The 26,754-nt window shown below is 42.3% G+C and carries 23 protein-coding genes and 1 tRNA gene; 21 read left to right on the top strand and 3 right to left on the bottom strand.

From position 1 onward, the window contains the following. Positions 1 to 268 precede the first annotated feature (268 nt). On the bottom strand, positions 269 to 1,471 hold the full coding sequence (locus tag ACW6QP_RS01180; protein ID WP_457909001.1) for an ABC transporter permease: 1,203 nt from the start codon (positions 1,469 to 1,471) through the stop codon (positions 269 to 271). Between the two features lies 1 nt (position 1,472). Continuing rightward, entirely contained in the window at positions 1,473 to 1,865 is a 393-nt protein-coding gene (rbfA, locus tag ACW6QP_RS01185; RefSeq protein WP_457909002.1) for a 30S ribosome-binding factor RbfA, read from the bottom strand. A 66-nt stretch (positions 1,866 to 1,931) separates the two neighbouring features. Between rbfA and mce the strand changes: the two genes are divergently transcribed. The 16 genes from mce to ACW6QP_RS01265 all read left to right on the top strand — a co-directional run bounded on the left by mce (position 1,932) and on the right by ACW6QP_RS01265 (position 21,878). Beyond that, the gene (gene mce / locus ACW6QP_RS01190) at positions 1,932 to 2,330 is read left to right on the top strand and encodes a methylmalonyl-CoA epimerase (protein ID WP_457909003.1); all 399 of its coding nucleotides are present in this window, start codon (positions 1,932 to 1,934) and stop codon (positions 2,328 to 2,330) included. Between the two features lie 705 nt (positions 2,331 to 3,035). Further along, a tRNA-Ile gene (locus tag ACW6QP_RS01195) sits at positions 3,036 to 3,112 on the top strand. 295 nt (positions 3,113 to 3,407) lie between these two features. Then, entirely contained in the window at positions 3,408 to 4,043 is a 636-nt protein-coding gene (locus ACW6QP_RS01200) for a hypothetical protein (protein WP_457909004.1), read from the top strand. Then, positions 4,036 to 4,521 carry a hypothetical protein gene (locus ACW6QP_RS01205; protein ID WP_457909005.1) on the top strand — a complete coding sequence of 162 codons (486 nt, stop codon included), beginning with the start codon at positions 4,036 to 4,038 and terminating at the stop codon, positions 4,519 to 4,521. Before ACW6QP_RS01200 ends, ACW6QP_RS01205 begins: the two co-directional genes overlap by 8 nt. Then, positions 4,521 to 4,931, top strand: coding sequence for a hypothetical protein (locus tag ACW6QP_RS01210; protein ID WP_457909006.1), 411 nt, complete (start codon positions 4,521 to 4,523; stop codon positions 4,929 to 4,931). Before ACW6QP_RS01205 ends, ACW6QP_RS01210 begins: the two co-directional genes overlap by 1 nt. A gap of 497 nt (positions 4,932 to 5,428) precedes the next feature. Then, positions 5,429 to 5,716: a rhodanese-like domain-containing protein gene (locus tag ACW6QP_RS01215; RefSeq protein ID WP_457909007.1), complete on the top strand. Its 288-nt coding sequence runs from the start codon at positions 5,429 to 5,431 to the stop codon at positions 5,714 to 5,716. Position 5,717: 1 nt separating this feature from the next. Further along, positions 5,718 to 6,038: a rhodanese-like domain-containing protein gene (locus ACW6QP_RS01220; protein ID WP_457909008.1), complete on the top strand. Its 321-nt coding sequence runs from the start codon at positions 5,718 to 5,720 to the stop codon at positions 6,036 to 6,038. After that, positions 6,035 to 6,232 carry a hypothetical protein gene (locus tag ACW6QP_RS01225; RefSeq protein WP_457909009.1) on the top strand — a complete coding sequence of 66 codons (198 nt, stop codon included), beginning with the start codon at positions 6,035 to 6,037 and terminating at the stop codon, positions 6,230 to 6,232. The genes ACW6QP_RS01220 and ACW6QP_RS01225 overlap by 4 nt, the downstream gene beginning before the upstream one ends. Before the next feature lie 331 nt (positions 6,233 to 6,563). Further along, positions 6,564 to 7,370: a response regulator transcription factor gene (locus tag ACW6QP_RS01230; protein ID WP_457909010.1), complete on the top strand. Its 807-nt coding sequence runs from the start codon at positions 6,564 to 6,566 to the stop codon at positions 7,368 to 7,370. A gap of 63 nt (positions 7,371 to 7,433) precedes the next feature. Continuing rightward, a complete protein-coding gene (locus ACW6QP_RS01235) occupies positions 7,434 to 10,199 on the top strand; it encodes a triple tyrosine motif-containing protein (protein ID WP_457909011.1) in 2,766 nt (921 codons plus the stop codon). Between the two features lie 242 nt (positions 10,200 to 10,441). Beyond that, the gene (locus ACW6QP_RS01240; protein WP_457909012.1) at positions 10,442 to 13,468 is read left to right on the top strand and encodes a SusC/RagA family TonB-linked outer membrane protein; all 3,027 of its coding nucleotides are present in this window, start codon (positions 10,442 to 10,444) and stop codon (positions 13,466 to 13,468) included. Positions 13,469 to 13,479: 11 nt separating this feature from the next. Next, the gene (locus tag ACW6QP_RS01245) at positions 13,480 to 14,943 is read left to right on the top strand and encodes a RagB/SusD family nutrient uptake outer membrane protein (protein WP_457909013.1); all 1,464 of its coding nucleotides are present in this window, start codon (positions 13,480 to 13,482) and stop codon (positions 14,941 to 14,943) included. 12 nt (positions 14,944 to 14,955) lie between these two features. Beyond that, a complete protein-coding gene (locus tag ACW6QP_RS01250) occupies positions 14,956 to 17,010 on the top strand; it encodes a PKD domain-containing protein (RefSeq protein WP_457909014.1) in 2,055 nt (684 codons plus the stop codon). Between the two features lie 13 nt (positions 17,011 to 17,023). After that, entirely contained in the window at positions 17,024 to 18,676 is a 1,653-nt protein-coding gene (locus ACW6QP_RS01255) for a family 16 glycosylhydrolase (RefSeq protein ID WP_457909015.1), read from the top strand. 155 nt (positions 18,677 to 18,831) lie between these two features. Further along, positions 18,832 to 21,108, top strand: a complete 2,277-nt coding sequence (bglX, locus tag ACW6QP_RS01260) for a beta-glucosidase BglX (RefSeq protein WP_457909016.1) — start codon at positions 18,832 to 18,834, stop codon at positions 21,106 to 21,108. 2 nt (positions 21,109 to 21,110) lie between these two features. Next, positions 21,111 to 21,878, top strand: a complete 768-nt coding sequence (locus ACW6QP_RS01265; RefSeq protein ID WP_457909017.1) for a glycoside hydrolase family 16 protein — start codon at positions 21,111 to 21,113, stop codon at positions 21,876 to 21,878. Positions 21,879 to 22,498: 620 nt separating this feature from the next. On the opposite strand, the gene ACW6QP_RS01270 is transcribed toward ACW6QP_RS01265, so the two are convergent. Then, on the bottom strand, positions 22,499 to 23,086 hold the full coding sequence (locus ACW6QP_RS01270) for a riboflavin synthase (RefSeq protein ID WP_457909018.1): 588 nt from the start codon (positions 23,084 to 23,086) through the stop codon (positions 22,499 to 22,501). Positions 23,087 to 23,147: 61 nt separating this feature from the next. Between ACW6QP_RS01270 and pdxA the strand changes: the two genes are divergently transcribed. From pdxA to accB, 5 genes are all read left to right on the top strand, one after another. Beyond that, positions 23,148 to 24,194 carry a 4-hydroxythreonine-4-phosphate dehydrogenase PdxA gene (gene pdxA / locus ACW6QP_RS01275; RefSeq protein ID WP_457909019.1) on the top strand — a complete coding sequence of 349 codons (1,047 nt, stop codon included), beginning with the start codon at positions 23,148 to 23,150 and terminating at the stop codon, positions 24,192 to 24,194. A 95-nt stretch (positions 24,195 to 24,289) separates the two neighbouring features. Beyond that, positions 24,290 to 24,826, top strand: a complete 537-nt coding sequence (locus ACW6QP_RS01280; protein WP_457909020.1) for a YceD family protein — start codon at positions 24,290 to 24,292, stop codon at positions 24,824 to 24,826. Between the two features lie 9 nt (positions 24,827 to 24,835). Then, a complete protein-coding gene (gene rpmF, locus ACW6QP_RS01285) occupies positions 24,836 to 25,033 on the top strand; it encodes a 50S ribosomal protein L32 (RefSeq protein WP_037318365.1) in 198 nt (65 codons plus the stop codon). Between the two features lie 179 nt (positions 25,034 to 25,212). Next, positions 25,213 to 26,208, top strand: a complete 996-nt coding sequence (locus ACW6QP_RS01290; RefSeq protein WP_457909021.1) for a beta-ketoacyl-ACP synthase III — start codon at positions 25,213 to 25,215, stop codon at positions 26,206 to 26,208. Positions 26,209 to 26,228: 20 nt separating this feature from the next. Beyond that, entirely contained in the window at positions 26,229 to 26,723 is a 495-nt protein-coding gene (accB, locus tag ACW6QP_RS01295; protein ID WP_457909022.1) for an acetyl-CoA carboxylase biotin carboxyl carrier protein, read from the top strand. Positions 26,724 to 26,754: the final 31 nt, after the last annotated feature.

Below are 26,754 nucleotides of genomic sequence, written 5' to 3' on the forward strand. Positions count from 1 at the left end.
AGCTGTTTTCGTTTTTTCGAGTTTAGTTGGTAATTCCAAAACAAAAGCTCCTCCCTTATTCCAAGGGGAGGTGGCCGCGAGGCCGGAGGGGTTTGTTGTTCTCGAGAAGGATTTCGTTTCGGAAGCATCCACCCCTTTCTTCAGCTCCCGCTGAATTCATTCCCCTCCTTGAAAAGGAAGGGAGCTGTTTCTTTTCGCATGTTGTTTGATGTTCATTCAAAAGCTCCTCCCCTTATTTCAAGGGGAGGTGGCCGCAGGCCGGAGGGGTTTATTTCGCACGTAATGCCTTCTTGCTGCTTCCCGCAGCTATATAAGAAGCCAACACCCCTAAAACTCCAATAGTGAGCATTACAATCAGGATATTTTCAAGATTTATGGCAACCGGGTAAGGCAGGCTTGGCGTGATCATCACCAAATCAAATTGCAGCTGTAAGTAGATAAGAATGATAGAAAAAATCAGTCCCAGAATTCCACCGATTAAGGTTAGCAGCATTCCCTGCGTAAAGAAAATTTGTTTGATTTGAGGAGCAGAGGCTCCAAGGCTGTAAAGGGTTTTAATGTTTTCACGTTTATCGAGAATCGCGATGATGATAGAGCCCACTACATTAAACAGCGCAATAATGATCACCAGCGTAAAAATTAGGTATACAGCCAGGTTTTCGGTATTCAGCATTTTGTAGAGGGTTTCGTTAAGCTGTGCCCTATTTTTAATCTGCACCCGGTTTCCGAAGATTTGTTGCAACTGGTTAGTCACCGCTTTCACATTGGCTTCGGGCGTTAATTTGATTTCTATAGCCGAAATCTGATCTTCTTCCAGGTCAAGGAAATCTTTGGCAAAACCAAGGTTGGTAAAAACATACTTGTCATCCAGCTCTTCGTTTACGCTGTAAATTCCGCTTACGATCACTTTTTTTTGCGTAAAGGCATCGGTAGGGTTGAGCACCTGTCCCTTTCCGGGTTTGGGAACCATTAGGCTAAGCAGCGTATTGTAGTTAAATATACTAAGACTTAGCCGGCGGCTAATACCGTTGCCCACTACCACCTGGGCCTCGCTGGAGGTGAGCCAGCTTCCGTGCATCAAAGCTGAATCTATTTGGGTGACGCGCTGGTAGTTTTCATCTACGCCTTTGATCCAGGCGGTATGATTTTTTCCGCGGAATTCCAGAAAAACCCGCTCTTCGATAATTTTTGAATAATTCTGAACCCCCTGAATTTCCTTGACCTCGCCGGCTTCTTCCGCAGAGAAATCTATGATTTTTCCTTCGGCAGGTAAAATTTTTAGATCGGGATCGAATTCGTTGGAAAAGGAAAGGCTGAAATCTTTTAATCCCGAAAATCCCGAGAGTACTATGAACAACGAAAAAGCTCCTGCAAAAACTCCAATTGCGGCAATAATGGTGATGATATTAATGGCATTATTGCTGCTTTTGGTAAACAGGTAGCGCTTTGCGATGTACAGGGGGAATCTCAAGCTAGGATTTTTTGCGGCGCTCTAAAAGATCGGGATCCTGGATAGGATTTTCCTCGCCTTTGATAGATTTTTCAATACCTTCTATATATTCCAGAGAATCGTCTACATAATAACTGAGATCGGGCATTTTGCGCAACTGATTTTTAGTGCGCTGGGCCAGTTCGTGCTTTATCTTGGGCTTTTGCTCGTTGATTTCCTCTAAAATCTCTTTGGCAAATTTTGGCGGAAAAATACTGAGGTAAGCCTTGGCGATAGAAAGATCTGTAGTGACCTTTACCTTGGAAACCGAGATCAAAATTCCTGTTCTGCCCGCTTCCCTAAGGTGATTTTGAAGGATCTCTGCCAGATCCCGCTGTAACACTCCGCCAATTTTCTTTTGTCTGTTTGTTTCCATAGGGCAAAAATACGAACTTTGAAGATATAATTGGCTTTCCCTGCGGAAGCCTTTAATTGAAAGGAAATGAAGAAAATCGAACATATAGGCATAGCCGTAAAAGACCTTGATGTTGCCAATGCAACCTATAAAGCTTTGCTGGGCAAAGAGCCTTATAAGGCTGAAAGTGTAGAAAGCGAGGGCGTAACCACCTCCTTTTTTGAAAGCGGTGAAAGCAAGATCGAGTTACTGGGCGCCACCAATCCCGATAGCCCCATCGCGAAATTCATCGAAAAACGCGGGGAAGGCATTCATCATATCGCCTTTGCGGTAGATGATATTGAAGCTGAAATAAACAGGTTGGAGAAAGAAGGTTTTCAGCTGCTCAATACAACCCCCAAACCCGGTGCCGATAATAAGCTGGTCGCTTTTCTTCATCCTAAAAGTTCACACGGGGTGCTGGTAGAACTTTGCCAGGAAAAGTAGGCCCAACAGGCCCCACCCCAGCCCTCCCCGAACTAGGAAGTGGGCCCCACCCCAGCCCTCCCCAAAGTAGGAAGTGGGCCCCTCCCCAACCCTCCCCTAAGGGGAGGGAGTAAAAGCGCCCGTAATTTTTTTTGTCACCCCGACGCAGGAGGGGTCTCATCTGAGTGAGAGATTTATCACGATCTCTTCGGACTTGCCTTTCACGCTGATTTTTGGTGGATTACACAATATTCATCTCTGCGCAAATCATAAAAATCAGTGTTATCAGCGTTCTGTTTTGCTGAATTTTTCACGCAATTCCGATAACTATCGGGACTGCAAAGACGATCCTGGCCGAGCCTGCAGTCCCTTTCCTTTTTTGTCACCCCGACGCAGGAGGGGTCGCATCTGAGTGAGAGATTTATCACGATCCCTGCGGATTTGGCTTTAACGCTGATTTCTGGGGGGCTTACACATTATTCAATCTGCGCAAATCATAAAAATCAGTGTTATCAGCGTTCCGTTTTGCTGAATTTTTCACGCAATCCCGATAACTATCGGGACCGCAAAGAATTATTCGTGTATCCGTGGCAATTCTTAAGTAAGAAGTTAGAATAGATGCCTTTCCGAAAACTTTCGGGACTAGGGGGCTATAAATTTTGAAATAAAAGTTGCCCTGTTTACAGTATTTATCTAAATTTGCGCCCTCATTAGCCTTAATGAGCCGGTCCTATAGCTCAGCTGGTTAGAGCACTTGACTCATAATCAAGGGGTCCCTGGTTCGAGCCCAGGTGGGACCACCAACAACCTCGCTTTTAGCGGGGTTTTTTTATGCCTAATTTTTTCCTTTTTTAATTTATAAGAATTTCGAGTCCAGAGCCTGTCCCGATTGAATCGGGATGGGACCACTTTTAATACTTGTAAAGCCCTATAAACAGTGCGTTTGTGGGACTTTTTTTATTTTAGGGGCGGAGAGAGGGGCGTTATTTTTTAATTATATATTTAATTTATTATAACTCTTTATCGAATTAAATTGTTTTTATTAATATAACTTTGCTATTTCAATTAAACTATAATATATTGGTTGACTTGAAAACTATGAAAAAAGAATTTATACAATCCAATATTTTAATTCGTGGAAACTTTGTTCCTTCTAAATTTGATAAACTTTTTTTTATTAAAAGCGAATTGATTGAAGAAAATGAGTTTCTAGAAACTAGTAGTTTCACACCCAATATGACTAGAATTTTAACGAGTAGATTTGTCTTAACTATTCGTTCTAGTCAAATATTAATAGCTAATCGGAAGGATTTCAATGACGATTTTATTAAAGACATTGTTTTTAAAATAATAAGTGATGAAAATTCTGAGTGCAGCGCTGCAGGTGTAAATTTTAAATGGTTTGTTTTTAATGAAGATGACATTGAAGAACATACAAGAAAAGCCTTTTATCCTACAAATAGTAAAGTAATTAATCGTCATTTTGACAAAAGCAATTCAGCGTTTGGTTATTATGCCAGTACAGATTTTAAAGGTTCGCGTATGCGAATGGATATAAAGCCATCATTAATTAAAAATATTAAAGAAGATAGCGAACAAAAAATTTTACAATTTGAATTCAATTTTCATTTAAATTTTCAGCAAGAAAAATCTAACAAAGATCTTTTCGAAAAATTAAATAATTATAATTCTTATTTAGCTGAAGCTGAAAAAATCATAGAAGAGTATGAGTGATATAGATGATTATCTTTTAATTGAAAGTACTAACGAATATTTGGAGTTAGATGATTCCGATTACCTAATCGAGGAAGATGAAAGCTTTTTCTTTACTCGTTACCATATACATGGATCCTATATTAATGAGAACTTGTCAAATGATTTAACTGATCTAATTTTAGATTTTTCTAATAAAGAAACTTTTTATATTAAAGCAATAAAGAATCTTATAAAGCAAAAGGAATACATAAACCTAATGTATCAATTAAGTAATGATTTGATTTCAAATGAAGAGTTCAGCGAAGAGCTAGATAGAAATGAAAGCAAGTACCTCATCAAAATTGACCAAGAATTAAATATTAATAATTACAAAGCAATAGTTGGGATTCTTAATAAATTAAAAGAGGACTTTACCGAAGATGATGTTTCAGAAGTTTTTTCTTTGAAGACAAGATTTACAAATAGAGTTTTAAAGAATAAATTTGAGCTTGATTAATGAAACAGGTTCATGAAAATTCGACGATAGAATGTCTTTCGGCTCAAATAATTTCTAGAAAAATTGTACCCTCGTCATTTATCGAGATAGATTCGGTAGGAAGATGTTTCACATATAAATGTTACAGGAATAGTGAGGCAGTTATTTTGTCAGAGTTAACCCCATTAAAACCAAAATATAATAAACACTCCAATTTAAAAGAAGGTGATATTCTAGAATGTGATCAATTATTCATTGCAGTTAATAAAAATAGACCTTATACGCCTGATTTAATCAATCACACTTCCCGTCATAAAGCTCAATTGATGAAAACCAAAGAGTATACTATGGCGAAAATTTCTAAGCGTATTTTTAATATTCCTGAATTAATTCCACCTAAAAAAATAAATAAGGTCGTTAAGAAATCATAACTAGTTTAGATCTGATTTGCAATTCCTGAATATTGGAATTTTATCTTTCCCGGAAAATCATATTGTAAGAATTAAAAATTCATATTTGATATGTAACATATTCACTTCAACCTAATATATAACTTCTATTTTTTTCTATTCTTCTCATCCAACCTTCTATAAAGGGGTAGGGTCTTTCTATTAAGATCAATCATTTTGATTTGTAGAAATGGCTGATCTATATGATCTTTAACCTCAAACTCTTTTAAGACTGCATTTAAACGTTTAAACAGATCCGTAAACTCTGTCGTGATGTAAAAAAAGTCCGTGTAAAGCTCTGAAACACGCTTAGAACAGTTCCAAACTTTTTATCTTTCCCTTCCATATCATTTTATTCTTCTCAATAACCATCCATCTATCAACACTTTATGTAACAAAAGTAACTGTAGCCGGTAGGCTTAAGCCCTAAGTTTGCATTGCAAAATAAACCTGGAAACAGGTGAAAAAATATTTTAGATATGAATACAGAAGAAATCATAAAAAACAAACAGGCTACAATTGTAGATGTACGCACCCGCGCCGAATTTAATGGTGGCAGTGTGGCGGGAGCTGTGAATATTCCGCTAAATGAAATTCCGTTGAGAATGGATGAGCTAAAGGAACTGAATACTCCGTTGGTGTTTTGTTGTGCTTCCGGAAACCGAAGCGGGCAGGCAGTGGCTTATCTTAACCGCCAGGGAATGGAAAATTGCTATAATGGCGGCTCCTGGCTGGAGGTGAATTATCTAAGTTCTCAAAGCGCCTAATATGATCTCAAAACTTAAAGAACTTTTGGGATTGGGCCCGGCACACAATTACAGAGAGCTTCTTGAGCAAGGCGGCCTGGTAATAGATGTGAGAAGCAAAGCCGAGTACGCTACCGGTCATATTAAAGGTTCTAAAAATATTCCGTTGCCCGATTTGAATAATTCTAATCATCTTCTTAAAGATAAAAGCAGGCCAATTATTACCTGTTGTGCCTCGGGAATGCGAAGTGCTTCGGCAAAGAACTTGCTAAAATCAAAAGGCTATACCAATGTGCATAACGGCGGTAGCTGGGGAAGTTTAAAGAGCAAAATCAATTCGTGAAAAATAGAATTCTGAAAAACTGGACCTGGACCCGCGGCATCTATTTGATAATCGGCTTATGGGTGATTTCCCAGGGAACAGTAGATGGAAATTATATCGGAATTGTATTGGGCGCCTGGCCTGCAGCGATGGCGTTCTTCGGAATTGGCTGCGCCTCGGGCAGCTGTGAAGTTCCTCCTGAAGCCGATAGATAATAATGCACTCCTACTTTGTAGAGCTATCTTTCCTCACAGAATTTTTTAAAATCTACCTCTTTAGTGGTATTTCACAGGTTATTAATGCATTTTATCTTAGCCCTGTAATTTAATGGGAAATTATTAGCCCGGGATTCGTCGGGAATATTGAGGTAGGGCTCTATTTCCGGTTGTATGTTGGGGCATAAAAGGTTACTTTGATCCCAGGACTTAAATTTGTTTTCCCCTTAAACGCAAAAACCTTCAGACTCATCTGGAGGTTTTTTGTTTTTCCTCCTGTTTAGCGGTTTTTCAAAATTAGTATCTTTAGAAGCTTCAAAGCCAAAGCTTCATGCAAACTGAACTGCAAAAAATCACTGAACACTGGGCCATTGCCTATTCTACCAAACTCACCGGGACAGAGTCCTTTCAGCTTTCCGAAGAATTTAAAAGGCTTATAGCGCTTACCACCCCTGGAAATTCGTATTCCTATATCGTTAACCTGAAAGATATGAGTTTGGAATATATTTCGAATTCGGCTTCGGTTTTTATAGGAAAAGCCGCTTCAGAAATACAAATGCAGGATCTAATGCAAAATATTTTGCCTTCAGAAATCGAAAAAATAAAATTGAAGAGTCAGGTGATTAGCGGGTTCTACAATAAATTCCTACAGGGAAATGAGGGGCTGGATTATAAGAACATTTTCTCCTACCGAATGAAAGATGCGGCGGGAACAGTTAGAACCATGCTCTACCAGGCAATTCCTTTAAGTCTTTCTCAAGCCGGAACTCCGGCGCACGTATTATGCATTCAAACCGATGTTTCTCATCTTAAAATTACTGGCAGTAACGCGGTTAGCTTTTTGCATATCAATGGAGGCCCTTCCTATTTTAATGTAGATTCTACCGGTGGGAGTTTTGATCCCGCAAATTGTGATACCGGGAATTTTGCCGAACTCTTTACTGAAAGGGAAAGGCAAATTATCCATAAGTTCACCCTGGGTCGAAATGCAAGGCAGATTGCCGAAGAGATGCATCTTTCTGCCCACACGGTTAAAACCCATAGAAGAAATATTCTCCAAAAAAGCGGCTGTAACAACACCACCGAGCTGGTGGCCAAATGCCTTTCGTGTGGCATCATTTCTCCCGGATTGAATTAAGCCGTACAATTTTAGGTCTCCAATCGGGGATTTTATTTCGTAATTTCCGTTTTTTGCTAAAGTATGCGCTACTTTTTAGTTTTCTTTCTTTTCGGTCTGAGTCTGGCGGCCCAGGAATTGCCCCCGGTCACTAATTTCGACCCGGCTACCTACGGGGCAGGGAACCAGAACTGGATGGCCACCCAAAATGCTGAAAATCATATTTTTATCGCCAATAACCTGGGTTTGCTAAGCTACGACGGGGAACATTGGAGGTTGAATAAGGTCCCAAATTCCGGCCCTCTTCGCTCGGTTCTTAGCAGCGGCCAAAGAATATATTCAGGCGGATATATGGATTTTGGATTTTGGGAAGCCACTTCAACCGGGGAGTTAAAATATAGCAGCCTGGCAGGACTTTCTGAAGAAGGAATGATCGATAACGAGCAATTCTGGCATATCGAAGAACTCGACGATTATATCGTTTTTCAGAGTTTGCAGCGGCTTTTTATTTTTAATCAGAAATCAAAGGAGCTAACCAGCCTCGCGGCCGGAAATATCATTTCAAATTTATTCAAACTTAACGGGAAACTCTTTTTTCAGGTGGCCGAAGATGGTTTGTATTTTATCGAAAATGGGCAAATGACCCGGCTTCTTCCAAATTCGTTGATTCAGGACAGGCCTTTGGTGGGACTTTTTCCTTTCCAGGGTAAAATGCTTGCCGCAACCCGGGATGACGGCTTGTTTTTAATCGAAGGGAATTCCTGGGAAAGCTATCCTGTAGAAAATTACCCATTAGATGAAAGCATTTTTACGGCAAAATTAAGCCGTGATGAAAACCTGATTTTGGGCAGCATAGGCAGTGGGCTGCAAATCTTCAACCTGGAAACTTCAGAAAACTACAGGCTGGTGCAGCCGGTTATCAACAATAATACGGTGCTGGCGCTATTCGAAGACCGGGATGGAAATATCTGGGGAGGCCTCGATAATGGCCTGGTATTGATCAACCGGGAGAGTCCTTTTAGGCTATACACCGATATCTACGGAAAACTGGGCACGGTGTATTGCAGTTTTAAAAAGGGAGAGAATTTGTACCTGGGTACTAATCAGGGTTTATACTTAAATTCTGAAAACTCCGATACCTACGAACTGGTTCCCGGAACCAGCGGGCAGGTGTGGAGTATTTCTGAAATATATGGAAATCTCCTGGTGGGCCACGACCGTGGCGTTTTTGTAATAGAAGGCAATTCGGCTCGCCACGTTTTTGATGGGCCCGGGGTTTGGCAAATCGAAGAATTTAAGGGAGGCATTCTGCAGGGGCATTATGACGGCCTGAGTTTCTGGAAAAATGATGAATTCTCTGAAGATCCCGTTTATCTGGAAAACTGGGATCTTTCTACCCGTAATTTTGTGATCGAAGATTCAAGTACCCTTTGGGTAGGCCACGATCATAAAGGGGTTTATAAAATAAAAATCGACGAGGAGGTTAAGCAGCTTGACATCATCAGGAACTTTGAGCTTTCTTCAGTAGAAGGAATGGGGCTGAAGGTTTTCCAGCTTAATGAAAACATTTATTACTCTACCGAAGACAGGATTTTTAAATACAATTCCGGGAAAGATATTTTTGAAACGGGGAATGAGCTTGATAATTTATTAGACGAGCGCAGAATTAGCGGAATCTCCAGGGTTTTACCCGATAATACCTGGTGGAGTTTTGGCCGGCAGCATCTTATCTATGTGAGCAGTGACGCTTTCCAGGCCGGTTTAAACCTTAACCGGGTTGCGCTTCCGTTGGAATTTCGAACCATCGCCAAAGGTTTTGAGAGTATCTCTCAAATTTCAACAAACGAATATTTAGTGGGAAGTAATGTTGGCTATGCGATCTTTAAAACACCTATTCCTGCTGTTACCAGCCCAAAACTCAGCCTTCAGAAAGTGGCCACCGCCGCCCTTGAAGACAGTTTTGAGAGCAGAAATCTCGCCCTGGAATCTTTAAGCCTGCCTACAAAAATCAATAACATCAGTTTTGAGTTTAGCATCCCTGCTTATTCGAGATTAAATAAACCTATGTATAGTTACCGGCTTAAGGGGCTTAGTGCAGGCTGGAGTGACTGGCAACATACAGGCCGTGCAGCTTTTGAAAATCTGCCCCCCGGCGATTATGTATTTGAAGTGCGGGGAAAATTACAGGATTCTTTAAGCAATGTGGAAAGTTATGCCTTTAGCATAGCCGTTCCCTGGTATGCCAGCAATCTGGCCATTGTAATTTATGTGCTCTTGTTTTTGCTGCTTATTTTCCTGCTGCATAAGCTGTATTCTTCTTACTACGATAAGCAAAAAGCAAGGTTAATTGAGGAGAACCGCAAAAAACTCGAGATCAAACAGCTGGAATCTCAACAGGAAATTATCACGCTTCAAAACAGGCAACTCGAAACCGATGTGACCTCAAAAAACAGGGAACTGGCCGCCTCTACGATGAATTTGATCAAAAAGAACGAGTTCCTTAACGAATTGAAAGAGCAGTTGAGCGAGGCCAAAAATAAAGATGATATCCAGAAGGTGATTTCTGTGATCAATAAAAACATCAACGAGAAAGACAATTGGAAACTCTTCAAGGAGGCTTTCGATAATGCCGATAAGGACTTTTTGCAATCGGTAAAAGCAGCTCATCCCAATTTAACATCAAACGACCTGAAGCTTTGTGCCTATTTGAGGCTTAATTTATCTTCAAAAGAGATTGCTCCCCTGCTTAATATTTCGGTTAGAAGTGTGGAGATAAAGCGATATCGTTTGCGTAAAAAGATGGAGCTTGATCATGATCAGGGTTTGGTAGAGTATATTCTTGCCTTTTAGCGCCTTTACATTTCAAACTTTTTCCTCAACATCACCTCAACATTTCGCATAATGGCCCGATTTTCAGCCGCCTGTGCAAAAATTTTTTTACTTCTCCAAGAACCCAATTAACAAGGGCTTTGCAGGTATTGTATGGTTCATTTTTAAGATTTTTTTAAGTGTAGACTTTTTGTAAAGGTGGCTTTTCTTTTGCCTTAACAATTAGTTAATACTTTGTATCCTGAAATTAAAATCATCAACAAATGAATAAAACATTAATGCTTATTTTATTCTGTATAGGAAGCTTTTCCTTGCAGGCGCAAACCTTTTCGGTTTCAGGAACCGTCGACGAAGCAGCGACGGGACTTCCGCTTCCGGGTGTAAATATTATTGTAAAAAACACCAGTAAAGGAGTAGTAACCGATTTTGACGGGAATTATACTATAGATAATGTAGCAGCCGGGGAAGTTTTGGTCTTTTCGTACTTGGGCTTTCTTCCGCAGGAAGTACAGGTAACACCTGGGCAAAGTGTTATAAACATAAGTCTCCAGGAAGATTCTGAAGCTTTGGGAGAAGTGGTGGTTATCGGGTACGGAACCCAGCAACGCCGTGATATCACCGGGGCAGTTTCGGTAGTAGATAACAAAACCATAGAAGAGTTAAATCCCATTAAAATCGAGCAGGCCCTGCAGGGTACCGCTCCCGGGGTCAATGTGACTCCCTCTTCTGGAGCGCCGGGTGCAGGAATTAATGTAAATATTCGTGGTATAGCCTCCAACTCGGTAAACGGGCCGCTAATTCTAATAGACGGTTACCAGGGTGACCTTAATACTTTAAACCCTAACGATATTGAGTCTATCTCTATCCTTAAAGATGCCCAGGCGGCCATTTATGGAATTGCCGGAGCAAATGGGGTTGTTTTGGTAACTACCAAATCGGGGAAAAAGAATACTGCAGCTACCATACAATATGATACTTATGTGGGCCTTCAGGAGACATCCAGAAAACTTCCGTTGTTAAATGCTACCGAGTACGCACTGCTTTTAAATGAAAGCTATGCGAACAACGGCCAGCAATTACCTTATCCGGATGTTAGCGAATTGGGTAGAGGAACCGATTTTCAGAATGAGGTATTCGACACTTCTCCTATAATTAGCCATAATTTAACTCTAAACGGAGGTTCAGAAAAAATCACCTATTCGTTTGGAGGTTCACATTTATATCAGGAGGGGATTGTAGGCGCCGATAAATCTGATTTTAGAAGAACTACCGCCCGTTTCAATATTGGGGTAGATATTTCAGATAAATTTGATTTTAGTGCCAATACCATCTATACCAGCATTGATCGCAGGTCGATAAACGAAAACGGACTTGGGAGTGTGCTTTTTAACGCTTTAAACATCGCGCCAACTTTCGATCGCAATCAGGAAGATACTCAGGGTTTATTGGGTAATGAGATCATTAACCCGTTAGCTCAGATCGAGAACACCTTCAACGATTATAACCTGAACCGTTTCAACGGTTCTTTTAGCCTGGACTACACTCCGGCCGAAACCCTAACCTTCACCTCAAGAATTGGGTATAGCCTGGCCAACAGCAAGGGCAAGGATTTCGCGCCGATCATCAACTACGGGCCCGGAAAAGTGTTTAACAATGTTAGAAGCCAGGTTAACCAGAACCGAATTAATGATAATTCTTACACCTATGACCTCTTCGGAACTTTTGAAGATACTTTCAACGATACTCATCACGTAACCGCCACCGGTGGTATGACCGTGATTCGCAACTGGGGAGACGGGCTTTTTGCCAGTGGTTATGATGTACCGAATAATTCCTGGGATTTTGCCGATATCAGCCTAACCACAGGAACCAACGATGGTCTTAACAACAGTGCCTATAAATACGATATCAGAAAATTGTCTTTCTTCGGAAGACTTCAGTACGACTATAAAGGAAAATACCTGGTTTCAGGGATGTTGCGTAGAGATGCCTCTACCAGATTTGGTCCTGAAAACCGAGTAGGTTACTTCCCTTCTGCTACTGCGGGTTGGATTTTATCTGAAGAAGATTTTCTTAATGATTCAGAAAGCATTTCTTTCCTGAAGTTAAGAGGAAGTTTTGGTATTCTGGGTAACGATGAAGCCGGTGGAGCCGAATTTTATCGCTCGCTGCTTGATGGGGAAGCCACGTATGTGTTAAATGGCGCCCTGGTGAACGGAACTGCTTTGGGCCGTATCGCAAACCCGGCCTCAGGTTGGGAAGAAGCCGAAAAGATCAATATTGGTATGGATCTTAGATTATTCGGAAACAAAATCGATATCACCGCCGATGTTTTCCGTGAAGATCGTAGAAACCTTTTGGTAGCAGGAATTCCTGTTTCGGGAATTTTTGGTGGCGGCGCCCCGGGCTCGGGAGCACCAACCATCAACGCAGGTACAACCCGTAATGAAGGAGTTGAATTCGCCATTAATTTCAAACAAACCATAAGTGAGGATATCAATTTCAACATTGGATATAACGCAACTTTGCTTAGAAATGAAGTAACTGCAGTAAACGGTACTGAGTTTTTGCCGGGTGGTCAGTTTGGAGTAGGGCAGCCACAGCCAGCAAGATTCCAGGCTGGATTTCCGATAGGTTATTTCTTCGGATATAGAACCGACGGAATTTTCCAAACTCAGGCAGAAGTTGATGCTCACCCATCACAGGCCGCTCTTGGCGCGCCGGCTTCTCCCGGAGATCTAAGATTTGTTGATACCAACGGCGATGGTGTGATCAACGCCGACGACCGTACCAATATTGGAGATCCAATCCCCGATGCGATTATGGGTCTTAATTTGAACTTCAATTTTAAGCAATTCGATTTCACCGCCTATACCTATGCTTCTATAGGAAACGATATGGTGAGAAATTACGAAAGAAATCAGCCGAATGTAAACCGGCACGCCTACACCCTTGAAAGATGGACCGGGCCTGGAACCAGTAACGAAGTTCCAAGACTTACTACCGGGGCGACTTCAAATGTTGTATTCTCAGATTTCTTTGTAGAAGATGCTTCTTATGTAAGACTTCAAAACGTACAGCTGGGATATAGCCTTCCAAAAACAAGTTTGGATGCTATCGGGATCAACCGACTAAGAATTTACGCTTCAGCTCAAAATCTTTTTACCCTAACCAATTACAAAGGTTTTGATCCTTCAGCCTCTACCGGTGAAGCCATTGGTGGTGGGATAGACTACGGATTTTATCCGGTGCCAAGAATATTCCTGGCCGGTGTAAACCTTAACTTTTAAAAAATAGCCTGATGAAGAAATATAACACCATATTTAACAAAATGCTTCTGTTGCTCCTGCTGGCTTTCAGTTTTGGCTGCACCGAAGATTACCTGGAAAAAACCGAAGAGTACAATATAGACTCTGAAAATTATTTTAATTCTGAACAGGATTACTACAATGCCCTAATTGGGGTGTATGATATCCTGCAATCTACCTACGTAAATGTATTGCTGGGCGAAATCGCATCAGATAATACCCTTAGCGGCGGGGAAAGTGCTAACGACGTGATTGGCTTTCAGCAGGTAGACGAGATGACGCATACTCCAATAAATGACAACCTGGACGATGTTTGGGATTGGAATTTTGCCGGGGTACAGCGGGCTAATTACATTCTGGAATTTCAGGATAAAACCGATTTCAACGGAAAGGAAATGATCCTTGCTGAAACCAGATTCCTTCGAGCTTACTTCACTTTTGAATTGGTGAAATGGTTTGGGCCAATTCCGCTAAAAGGTGACGAGCGATTTGTTTTGGGTGACGAAACCAGCATCCCCCGTGCTTCTGAAGCCGAGGTATATGCGCAAATTGAAAGCGACCTTAGGTATGCTATAGACCGCCTTAACTACACCGCTCCCGAAACCGGGCGGGTGACCAAAGGTGCTGCGATGGCGCTGCTTGGAAAGGCCTATCTGTATCAGGAGAAATTTGATGAATCGGCAGCGATTCTTACCGAGCTAATCGATAACGGGCCGTATGCCCTGGCCGATTTTGCCACGCTTTTTGAGTTTGAAGGCGAGAATAATGAAGAGTCGGTTTTTGAGGTGCAGTACACCGGGGAGCAAGGTGCCGGCTTTGGATGTCTTCAGTGTAGTGAAGGTAACGTAGCCGTAGGTTTCCAGGGAATTAGAAACTACAACGGGCCTTTATTTGAGTCGGGCTTTAGCTTTAATGTTCCCACTCAGGAAGCTTATGAGATGTTTTCTGAAGATGATATTCGAAGAGATTATTCTATCCTTGATATTGAAGCCTGGGCGGCAGAGACCGGAGCTACCTATGCTGAGGGTTATAAACACACCGGGTATTTTAACCGAAAATACCTTCCGCGTATCAACGATAATATGGGAGATGCCAACCTAACCCAGCCTAACAATTACCGCGCGATTCGCTTTGCCGATGTTTTGCTTATGGCTGCCGAGGCTTTAAACCGTGGTAATATAGACGATAGTCGCGCCAGAGGTTACCTCAATTTGGTACGTGAGCGTGCAGGTCTTGAAGAAGTGAACCTCTCAGGAAATAATTTAACCGAAGCTATTTTCGAGGAACGCAGAAAAGAACTGGTAGGTGAAGGTCACCGTTTCTTCGACCTGGTACGTACCGGCAGAGCTGCACAAAACATCGACGGATTCACAGCCGGGAAGAATGAACTATTCCCAATTCCGCTAGAAGAAATTGAATTTTCTCAGGGTAACTGGGAACAAAACCCCGGGTACTAAAAAATTAGAATTATGAAAAAACACTATAGAATTTTATTCGCATTGTTTTTGAGTTTTGCAGTTTTTAGCTGTCAAAGCGATGATGATGCCTTGATAAATCTTGACGGAATTGCGGCACCCGCCAATTTGGGTGCCAGTTTCCAGATCGCTCAGGATAACTCTGGCCTGGTAAGCATTACCCCAACCGGAGAGGGTGCGGTGACCTATACCATAGATTTTGGAGACGGTTCCCCGGCTTCAGAAGCTATAAAAGTTGGAGAATCTGTAGAACACGTATATGCCGAAGGAGAATACGATGTAACTGTTACCGGAACCAACCTTGCCGGAAAAACTGCGACAGGGGTTCAACCATTAACGGTTTCTTTTCTCGCTCCTGAAAACCTTGAAACCGAGATCGTAAAAGACGCCAACGATAATTATACAATTTCGGTATCGGCATCGGCACAAAATGCGGCGATGTTTGAGGTTTATTTCGGAGAGAATGAAGATGAGGAGCCTACCCCGCTAATGCCGGGAGAAAGCGTTTCCTACACCTACAGCAGCATTGGAACTTACAATGTTCGCGTAGTAGCCCTTAGTGGAGGCGCTGCCACCACCGAAGTGGTTCGTGAAGTAAGCATCACCGATCCGCTTTTCCTTCCAATAGATTTTGAATCGGAAACCCTTAATTACAGCTTCGATAATTTTGGAGGTGGAGAAGGAGCCGGTGCCCCGGTGATCGATAATCCCGATTCTTCAGGAATAAATACCAGCGCCAAAGTAGCCTCTTATACCAAACCTGCAGGTTCTGAAGTTTGGGCTGGTTCTACCATCGCATTAGATGAGCCAATCGATTTTTCTACCAACAGGTACATAAGCGTAGATGTTTGGTCTCCAATCGCGGGAGCCGAGGTATTATTCAAGATCGAAAACCTCGGAAATTCAGAAATTTTCGTGGAATCTTTCGCAACCACTACTGTTAGTGAAGGCTGGGAAACCCTAACCTTCGATATGAATGAAATCGATCCGTCTGTGGATTATGGCCGTATCGCATTATTCTTCAACTTTGGTGTTTCGGGAACCGGGGAGACTTATTATTTCGATAATATCAAAACCACCAGGTTAGAACTGGTAAGATTGTCTCTAACATTTGAGTCTGAAAATACAGCTTATGTGTGGAATGGCTTTGGAGGAGCAGGAGCTTCTGTGATCGATAATCCCGATGCTTCAGGATTAAACACCAGTGCAAAAGTTACTGAGCTTGGTAAAGGAAACGGAGCCGAAACCTGGGCAGGTGTGGCTATGGATTTAGACGAAGCCCTGAATTTCGCCAATGGTACCACGATTACTATGAAAACCTGGTCGCCTAAAGCCGGTGCACCAATTTTGCTGAAATTCGAAGATTCACAGTCTGAACCCGACGGGAACGGAAATCCTTCAGTTTTTGTTGAGGTGATTCAAAATACTACTGTGGCCAATGAATGGGAAGAGATGACTTTCGACCTAAGCAGTTTTGAGGCATTCGATGAGAACATTAGCTATGATAGGATTATAGTGTTCTATGACTTCGGAAATGTAGGTGAAGGAAGCAGCTTCTACTTTGACGATGTTCGCCTGGGCGATGCCCAAACCGATTATATTTCCTTATTCAGCGATTTTGCTGAAGATGTACCGGTAGACACCTGGAGAACCGATTGGTCGGCTGCAGATTATGCAGAAGTTGAATTCGACGGCGGCCTGGTGAAACAATACAACAATTTAGATTTTGTTGGAATTGAGACCGTAGCTAATCAAATAGATGCTTCAGCAATGACGCATTTCCATACCGAAATCTATACCGGCAATGCAACCACTTTCAGGGTGAAACTGGTAGATTTTGGACCCGATGGCGGTTTTGGTGGAGGTGACGATACCGAACACGAGGTGGTTTTTGATGATTTGCCATTGAACGAATGGGTAAGTCTTGATATCCCGCTTTCGACTTTTGAAAACCTTCAGAATAGACAAAATATTGCCCAGTTAATTTATTCGGCAGTACCTGCGGGAGAGGCGAATGTGTACTTGCGTAATATTTATTTCCACAACTAAAAAAGCTTAAAAAATGAAAAATATATTAATAACAGGTCTTGCGATTTTTGCGCTGATATTTTTATCGGCCTGCAGCAATGACGATTATGATATTGGCGAAATTACCGCGCCATCCAATCTCACGGTGACCACCCAGGTGATTGGGCAAACTGAAGAAATGCCCGATGGCGACGGAAGCGGTGCAGTTAGTTTTCAGGCCAGTGCCGATAATGCGATGACCTATAAATTTATCTACGGCGATGGTTTTGAGGAAGTTTCTCCCAGCGGAAGAACCACTCATAGCTTTAACGAAAATGGTGTAAATGAATATACCGTGACCGTAATAGCTTCAGGAACCGGAGGAGCCTCAGCAAATACAACAACCACCGTAAGAGTATTTAGCGACTTCAACGACCCTGAAACCAAATCTATGCTTACCGGAGGGAGTTCGAAAACCTGGTATGTGGCAGCTTCACAACCCGGCCATTTAGGAGTGGGACCCAGCTCGGGAGAAGGTTTTACCTCACCCATTTGGTATGCGGCTGTTCCATTTGAAAAAGCAGGTTCACCAACCAGCGCTTGCTTTTATGAAGACGAACTTACCTTTAGTTTGGATGCTAACGATAATATCGTTTACAACTACGACAATATGGGGCAGACCTTCTTTAACGTAGACTACACCCAGGATTTTGGAGGTAGTGGCGGTGAAGATCAGTGTAATGCCTTCACTCCTGCCGAGAGCTATAATGTTTCCCTGGCACCTTCGAGCTCAGGTTTACCAGCCGATGCCACTACCGGTACGGTGATAAATATTTCAGGCGGCGGATTTATGAGCTATTATATTGGCGCCAGTTCGTTCGAAATCCTTGAAATGACCAATAATTATATGCACGTTAGAGCTGTAATGGGGAATAATCCCGCGCTGGCCTGGTACCTTAAGTTTACCACCGCCCAGGGCGAAGAAGAGGAAGAAGAACAGGCCGAATTGGAAACTCAGTTCGAAAATCTTGTTTGGAGTGATGAATTTGATGCCGGGGATGCGCCCTCAGATGAATTCTGGAATTTTGAAATCGGAAACGGAGAAAACGGCTGGGGTAACCAGGAAGCCCAGTACTACACTGCCGATAATGCAGTGATCGAAGATGGGATTTTAAACATCAACCTTATTGCTGAAGCTACCAATGGGTTCAATTATTCTTCATCCAGAATCACTACTATGGATAAATTTGAGTTCCAGTACGGAAGGGTTGAAGTGAGAGCAAAACTTCCTGAAGGAGGCGGGGTTTGGCCGGCTATCTGGATGCTGGGAGCCAATTTCGATGAAGTGGGCTGGCCTGAAACTGGTGAGATCGATATTATGGAATATAAAGGTAACGAACCCGATATTGTACACGGCTCGCTTCATTTTCCCGGGAACTTCGGCGGAAATGCCGTAACCGAAACCACTATGGTAGAAAATGCTTCAGATGAATTCCATAACTATACTGTAGAGTGGACCGAAGACCAAATCATTTTCGCGGTAGATAATAAGATCTTCCACGTTTTTGATTATACTGAAGATACTCCCTTTCACTCGCCATTTTTCTTAATCCTGAATGTGGCAATGGGTGGAACTTTTGGAGGAGAAATCGATCCCGCCTTTGAACAAAGCGCGATGGAAGTAGATTATGTAAGAGTGTATCAATAGATATATTTTAACTACAAACTGCCTGTTGAGATCTACCCGGGCCTGTACCGCAGGCCCGGGCAATCATAGAGATGTGGATTATACTGAATTTTACCTTGGGCCATAGGTAAAGCATTTCCTTTGATCTTCTTCAGGCAGTTTTTTTATTGAATAGTATGAAGAAATTAAATTTATTTGGTGTTTTCCTGATGAGCTGTTTTTTAGCAAATGCTCAGGATGCTACCATAAAAAGTGAGGTTCAGCAGGTAGAAACCAAAGTCGATTCGGTTTTGGCGATGATGAGCCTTGAAGAAAAAGTAGGGCAACTGGTTCAATATAACGGAAGCTGGGATTTAACAGGACCTGCTTCAGAAATGGGAGCCAAAGAAAAAGAAGAGAACCTCAAGGCCGGGAGAGTTGGTGCGATGCTGAATGTACTTTCAGTCGAAGCTACTACCGAAGCTCAAAAGCTGGTAATGGAAAATTCCCGCCTTAAAATCCCGCTGATGTTTGGGTACGATGTGATTCACGGTTATACCACCATTTTCCCGGTACCACTTGCTGAAACGGCGAGTTGGGACCTGGAAGCTATGGAAGAAACCGCAAGAATCGCCGCATTGGAATCTGCAGCCAATGGAGTGAACTGGACTTTTTCTCCTATGATCGATGTTTCCCGCGATGCGCGCTGGGGTCGAATTATGGAGGGTTCTGGGGAAGATACCTATTTAACTTCCCAGGTAGCTGTGGCGAAAGTAAAAGGATACCAGGGTGATGATTTATCCAATCCGCATACGATCGCGGCTACGGCCAAACACTTTGCCGGATACGGATTTGGAGAAGCAGGCCGGGATTATAACACTGTACATATTGGTGAAAACGAATTGCACAATAGCATCCTGCCGCCTTTTGAGGCCGCAGCAAAAGCCGGAGTAGCCACTTTTATGAATGCCTTTAACGACCTTGATGGAATCCCGGCCACGGGACACAAAGTGCTTCAAAGAGATATTCTGAAAAGAGATTGGAACTGGGATGGTTTTGTGGTTTCAGACTGGGGTTCTATTCCAGAAATGATCGAACACGGGGTTGCCAAAGATAAAAAACAGGCCGCCGAAATCGCACTTAATGCCGGAAGTGATATGGATATGGAAGGCGGCGCTTATGAAAGCAGCCTTGTAGAACTGGTTAATGAGGGGAAAGTGAGCGAGGAATATATCGATGATGCTGTTCGCAGAGTCTTACGCGTAAAATTCAAATTGGGTCTTTTTGACGATCCATATTTATATGCTAATTCTGAGCTGTTAGGTGAAATTCCTTTTGAAGAGCATAAAGCAGTAGCCAGGGAGGTGGCAAAAAAATCTATCGTTTTGCTGAAGAATGAACAGGACCTGCTGCCAATAAAGGAATCGGTTATGAAAATTGCGGTTATCGGGCCTCTGGCAGATGATAAGGATACCCCAATTGGAAACTGGAGAGCCCAGGGAGAAGCAAATTCTGCGGTTTCTTTGCTGGAAGGTTTAAGAACTAATATGACCGATGATGTTGAAATTGCCTATGCCAAAGGAGCCGATTTGGGAATGGGAGAGCGCAGCTTTTTAATGCCTCTCGAAATCAACAAAACCGATAAATCGGGCTTTGAGGAAGCTATTAAAATAGCTAAGGAAGCCGAATTGGTGGTGATGGCCCTTGGGGAAGATGCTTTCCAGACCGGAGAAGGCCGAAGCCAGGTGAATATCGGCCTGGCGGGCGTACAACAGGAATTACTCGAAGAGATCTATAAGGTGAATCAAAATATCGTTTTGGTGTTGATCAATGGCAGGCCTCTGGAAATTAAATGGGCCTCAGAAAATATACCTTCTATTGTAGTGGCCTGGCAGTTGGGTTCTGAAAGCGGAAATGCCATAGCCGATGTTTTGCTTGGCGATTATAATCCTTCAGGAAAACTTCCGGTGTCTTTTCCAAGAGCGGTGGGGCAGGAACCCCTGTATTACAACCAAAAAAACACAGGTCGTCCCTTTAATCCCGAGCACGTGACCTATTCAGGTTATACCGATGAGGAAAAAGACGCCTTGTATCCTTTTGGATTTGGGCTTAGCTATACCAGTTTCGAATACGGGGACTTAAAACTTTCAGCAGAAGAAATTAGCGAAGGAAACCCAATTGAGCTTAGTTTTTCTCTGAAAAATACCGGAAAAACGGCAGGTAAGGAGATCGTTCAGCTTTATATTAGAGATCTAATTACCAGCACCACCCGACCTGTGAAGGAACTTAAAGGATTTAAGGCCGTTAGTCTGGCGCCAGGCGAAAGTCAAAGCCTGAGCTTTGAAATAGATGAGCCAATGTTGAGGTTTTATGGTGCAAGCAAAACCTGGGAATCTGAGGCCGGGGAGTTTGAAGTTTATATTGGCGGAAACTCCCGCGACCTGAAAAAGGCCACATTTAATTTAAAAAAATAAAGATGTACATAAAACGAATACTACCTGCCCTGGTTTTGGGCCTTGGCCTTACTGCCTGCGATGCCCAGGAAAACCTCATTTTTGAGGATAATTTCGAAGGGGATGCTCTAAATATGGAATACTGGAATTACGAGACAGGCGATGGCTGTCCCAATCTTTGCGGCTGGGGAAATAATGAAAGACAAATTTACAGCGAAGATTATGTCGAGCTAAAAGATGGAAAACTGGTAATCACTGCAGATAAGGTAGGGGACACCTATTACAGCGGAAAGTTAAACACCAAAAACAAGATCGAATTTCAATATGGAACGGTTGAGGTTCGCGCAAAACTTCCCGACGGAGAAGGACTTTGGCCGGCGATCTGGATGTTGGGGAATAATATAGATGAGGTGGGTTGGCCTGCTTCAGGCGAGATCGATATTATGGAATTTGTAGGAAGGCAACCCGATACCATTCATAACGCCCTGCACACCCCGGCCAGTCACGGCGATACCGAAAATATTAAAACCACCCCCGTAAAAAATGCAACTTCAGAATTTAGAGTATTTAAAATGAACTGGACTGAAGATGCCATTAGCTTTTATATCGATGGTGAGAAAACCTATACTTTTTCGCCTTCAGAAAAGAATGAGGAGACCTATCCTTACAATCATCCTTTCTATTTACTGTTGAATCTTGCCATTGGGGGGAATTTTGGAGGTCCTGAAGTGGATGACTCCATTTTTCCGAAGCAATTCATTATCGATTATGTAAAGGTATATAAAGACTAAAATTTTGTTCTGTGTTATGTGGAAAGGCCCGGCCAGTTTTTGGTTGGGCTTTTTGTTTAAGAGGCTGAAAATAAGCCTTTTAACGAATTTACAGGAATCTTATCGACTATTTATGAAGGCTTTATAACTTTTTCCTACTTTCAAAGAACCTACCTCAAATATAAAATACCAAACTTTGCCTTATTTAATGGGAGTTGCCGGAGAAAAAATTTTGCTGAGTTGATAGTTTTTGTATTTTTCCAGCCCGAACCGCTCATTTTGAATGACTGTCATGGAAAAGAAGGCCCGTGGAATATCGCAAAATTTGGTGTAAATTTAATCTGAGCTAAGCCCCGGGAGCTTAAATCAAAAGCCTGAAAATTTGGTTTATGGTAAAATGCATTTTATTATGTAGTACATTACGCGCTTTTATGAGGGGAAAAATCACATATTTTATCATTTTGTCGGCGATTTCGATGCTTTGGTCGTTAGAAGCTGTCGGGCAGATGATTCATAATATGCCTGAGCCTCAGATGCAAAGTGTACCACCCCCTCCCGGTCTTCCCATAGACTTCGGCATTTCCGCCTTAATCGCTGCCGGCCTTGGCCTCGGGATTTTTCACCTTCAGAAGAAAAAATAATTATTTCAATTCCTGTATACGTTTTACGTATTTCCCAATCACATCGAATTCGAGATTTACCTCATCGCCGGCTTTTAGATGTTTAAAGGTGGTATGCTCGTAGGTATATGGGATAATCGCCACGCTAAACCTGTTTTGTTGTGAATTTACCACGGTAAGGCTTACCCCGTTTACCGTAATCGAACCCTTCTCGATAGTGATATTTTGAAGGCCCGGGTCGTATTCGAAGCTAAAAATCCAGCTGCCGTCTTCCTCTTTAATATCGGTACAAACGGCCGTCTGGTCTACGTGGCCCTGCACGATATGGCCATCGAGGCGATCGCCGAGCCGCATTCCGCGTTCCAGGTTCACAGGGTCTCCTTCCTGTAATTTACCCAAATTGGTTTTTTGCAGAGTTTCCTGAATGGCGGTAACCATATATTCTTCGGCTGCCAGGCTCACCACCGTAAGACAAACCCCGTTATGAGCCACGCTTTGATCTATTTTTAATTCTGAAGTCATTGCGGCCTTCACCCAGATATTTAGATTGCCTCCAGCGGTTTCGAGCTTGCTAATGCTCCCTGTTTCTTCGATGATTCCGGTAAACATGTTGTAGAATATTGGTTACATTTGTGTAGTCAAAAATAGAAATAAAAAACCGGGAAGATTTATGAAACCAGCTGAAAAGGTAAAATTGGGAATTAGCATTGGAGATTTAAACGGCATTGGCAGCGAGATCGTGCTTAAAACCTTCGATGACTCCCGAATGCTGGATTTTTGTACTCCGGTAATCTTTGCCTCGGCCAAACTCATTACCTTTCTCAAAAAACATTTTAAACTCGAATTTCATTTTCAGGGGGTAGATAGTGCCTCGAATGCGATAGATGGTAAAATTAATGTGGTGAATGTCTGGAAGGAAAATGCCACAGTAAAATTTGGAGAAGAAGATGTTTATGCCGGCGACTATGCTTTTAAATCTTTGGAAGCTGCGACAAACGCCCTGAAAAAAGATGAAATTGATGTTTTGGTCACTGCGCCTATCAATAAAAAGAGCATTCAAAGCGATAAATTCGCCTTCCCCGGGCATACCGATTATCTGGCCAGGGAACTGGGTGGGGAGAGCCTAATGTTTATGGTAAGCGACGAACTAAAAGTGGGCTTGCTCACCGATCATGTAGCCTTAAAAGACATAGCCAATGTGATCACTCCTGAAGTTATTCAGAAAAAAATAGATTTGATCCAACAAAGCCTGAAGCAGGATTTCAGGGTTCAGAAGCCGAAAATTGCGGTTTTGGGGATCAATCCGCATAGTGGTGATAACGGGGTAATCGGGAAAGAAGATGAAGAAATATTAAAACCCACGCTTGAAAAAATGCGTGAAAAAGGACAGTTGGTTTATGGACCATATTCGGCCGATAGTTTCTTCGGAAGCAAAAATTATAAGAATTTTGATGCGGTAATCGCCAGTTATCACGACCAGGGCCTTATTCCTTTTAAAACTCTTTCCTTCGGAAATGGTGTAAATTATACCGCCGGACTTAAAAAAGTGCGAACTTCCCCCGACCACGGTACCGCTTTCGAAATCGCCGGAAAAGGTGAGGCTAATATCAATAGCTTTAAAGAGGCTGTTTTCAGGGCTATTGAAATCTATAAATGCAGGGAAGAATACGCCGCACTCACTGAAAATCCGTTGAAAAAACAACGAAAAAAGATATAAACAAATTTCTGTTTATAAACATTCTATAATTTATTAATTTTTATATCTTTGCAGCCGCTTTAGCCTCAAGGCTTAAGAAGGAAATTGACGTTGTGATGAGGAAACTAGCCGAATATACAATACCCTATGTAGGTTTAAAGCTGGGGAAACACCAGTTTGAATTTGAGGTTGGTAATGAGTTCTTTGAACATTTTGGATATGAAGAGTTTAACAGCGCACAGGTAAAAGTGGAGCTGTTATTCGAGAAAAAGTCTACCATGATGGAGCTTTGCTTCAGGGCTACGGGAAGTGTCAATATAAACTGTGACTTAACCAATGAACCTTACGACCAGCCTATAGATGCTGAGTTGTTTCTGGTGATTAAGTTTGGAGATGAGTATAATGATGAAAATGAAGATTTGCTCATCCTGCCACACGGGGAATACGAGGTAAACGTGCAGCAATATATCTATGAGATGATTGTGCTGGCCGTGCCGCTTAAAAGAATACATCCGGGGGTAGAAGACGGGACTTTAGAATCTGAAGTGTTGGATAAACTGGACGATTACCAGCCAAAAGAAGAGAAATTGAAAGATGAAGGGGATACAGATCCCCGATGGGATAAATTAAAAAACTTATTAAACGATAAATAACAGGAAGCCATGGCACATCCAAAGAGAAAAATCTCGAAAACCAGAAGAGATAAAAGAAGAACTCATTATAAAGCATCGGTACCAAAAATTGCTACCGATCCTACAACCGGTGAGGCGCATTTGTATCACAGAGCTCACTGGCACGAAGGAAAACTTTACTATCGCGGCCAGGTGCTAATCGATAATACAGAAGAAATAGAAGCTTAGAACTTTTTAGAGCTTAACTATATACAGGAAACTCTCACAATGTGGGAGTTTTTTGTTTTAAGTTGAATAAGTCCTAAAAAGGCCTTAATTTGCACCCCTCATTCTGGAAATTTTCATTACTTTTCCAAGATGTTTTGGAGCGTTCCAGGCTTGGAACGCAGGTGTTTAAAATAGATTCTATGAATAAAATCACAGCTGCAATTACTGCTGTGGGTGCTTACGTACCCGAAGATGTGTTATCCAATAAGATGTTGGAGGAGATGGTGGAGACCAATGATGAATGGATAACTTCAAGAACCGGCATCAAAGAACGCCGGATACTTAAAGACCCCGATAAAGGAACTTCTTATCTGGGCATTCAAGCCGCCAAAAACCTTATTGAAAAATCGGGTGTAGATCCTGCCGAAATCGATCTTGTGATTATGGCCACTGCAACTCCCGATATGCCGGTAGCTTCTACCGGTGTGCACGTAGCCACTCAAATAGGAGCTGTAAACGCCTTTGCTTACGATTTGCAGGCTGCCTGTTCCGGGTTTTTATATGGAATGTCTACTGCCTCTGCCTATATAGAATCTGGCCGTTATAAAAAAGTACTTCTTATCGGTGCCGATAAGATGTCTTCTATAATTGATTATACCGATCGTACTACCTGTATCATCTTTGGAGATGGTGGCGGTGCTGTATTGTTCGAACCCAATGTAGAAGGTTTTGGACTACAGGATGAGATTTTACGCAGTGATTCTATAGGAAGAGAATCACTGAAAATCGCCGCTGGGGGATCTCTTATGCCTCCCACCGAGCAAACCGTAGCCCGTAAACTGCATTTTGTAAAGCAGGACGGGAAAACTGTATTTAAATTTGCGGTTTCCAATATGGCCGGAGTGAGCGAAGAGATTATGCTTCGCAACCAGCTTGGTCACGACGATGTAGACTGGTTGGTGGCACACCAGGCCAATAAGCGAATAGTGGGAGCTACGGCAAACCGAATGGGTGTAAAAGACGAAAAGGTGCTTATGAATATTGAGCGCTATGGGAATACAACCTCGGCTACTTTGCCTTTGCTTTTATACGATTACGAGAAAAATTTTAAAAAAGGAGATAATTTGATTTTTGCTTCATTTGGAGGAGGTTTCACCTGGGGAGCCGCCTGGTTAAAATGGGCTTATAATTCTTAAAAAACCAACACCCTAATATTATGGATTTAAAAGAAATTCAGAATTTAATAAAGTTTGTTGCCAAGTCTGGTGCCAGTGAGGTGAAACTGGAAACCGGTGATGTAAAAATTACAATCAAAACCGGAGGGGACGAGAAAGAAACTACCATTGTACAACAAGTGCCTATGGGAGGGCAAATGCCTGTGCAGCAACAAGCTCCGGCTCCTGCTCCACAGCAACAGGAAAGCGCGGCTCCTGCGCAGGAAGCCGCAAAATCATCTGGAGATGATGCTAATTATATCACGGTAAAATCGCCGATTATAGGTACTTTTTACCGCAAACCTTCTCCCGATAAACCGGCCTTTGTAGAGGTAGGAGATTCTGTAAAAGAAGGAGATGTACTTTGTGTGATTGAAGCTATGAAACTTTTCAACGAAATTGAAAGTGAAGTAAGCGGAAAAATCGTGAAGGTACTGGTAGACGACTCCTCACCTGTGGAATTCGATCAGCCATTGTTTTTAGTAGACCCATCGTAAACTGCGTTGCGGAAAAACCACAAAGCATTAA

This window comes from Salegentibacter haimaensis (assembly GCF_054121495.1).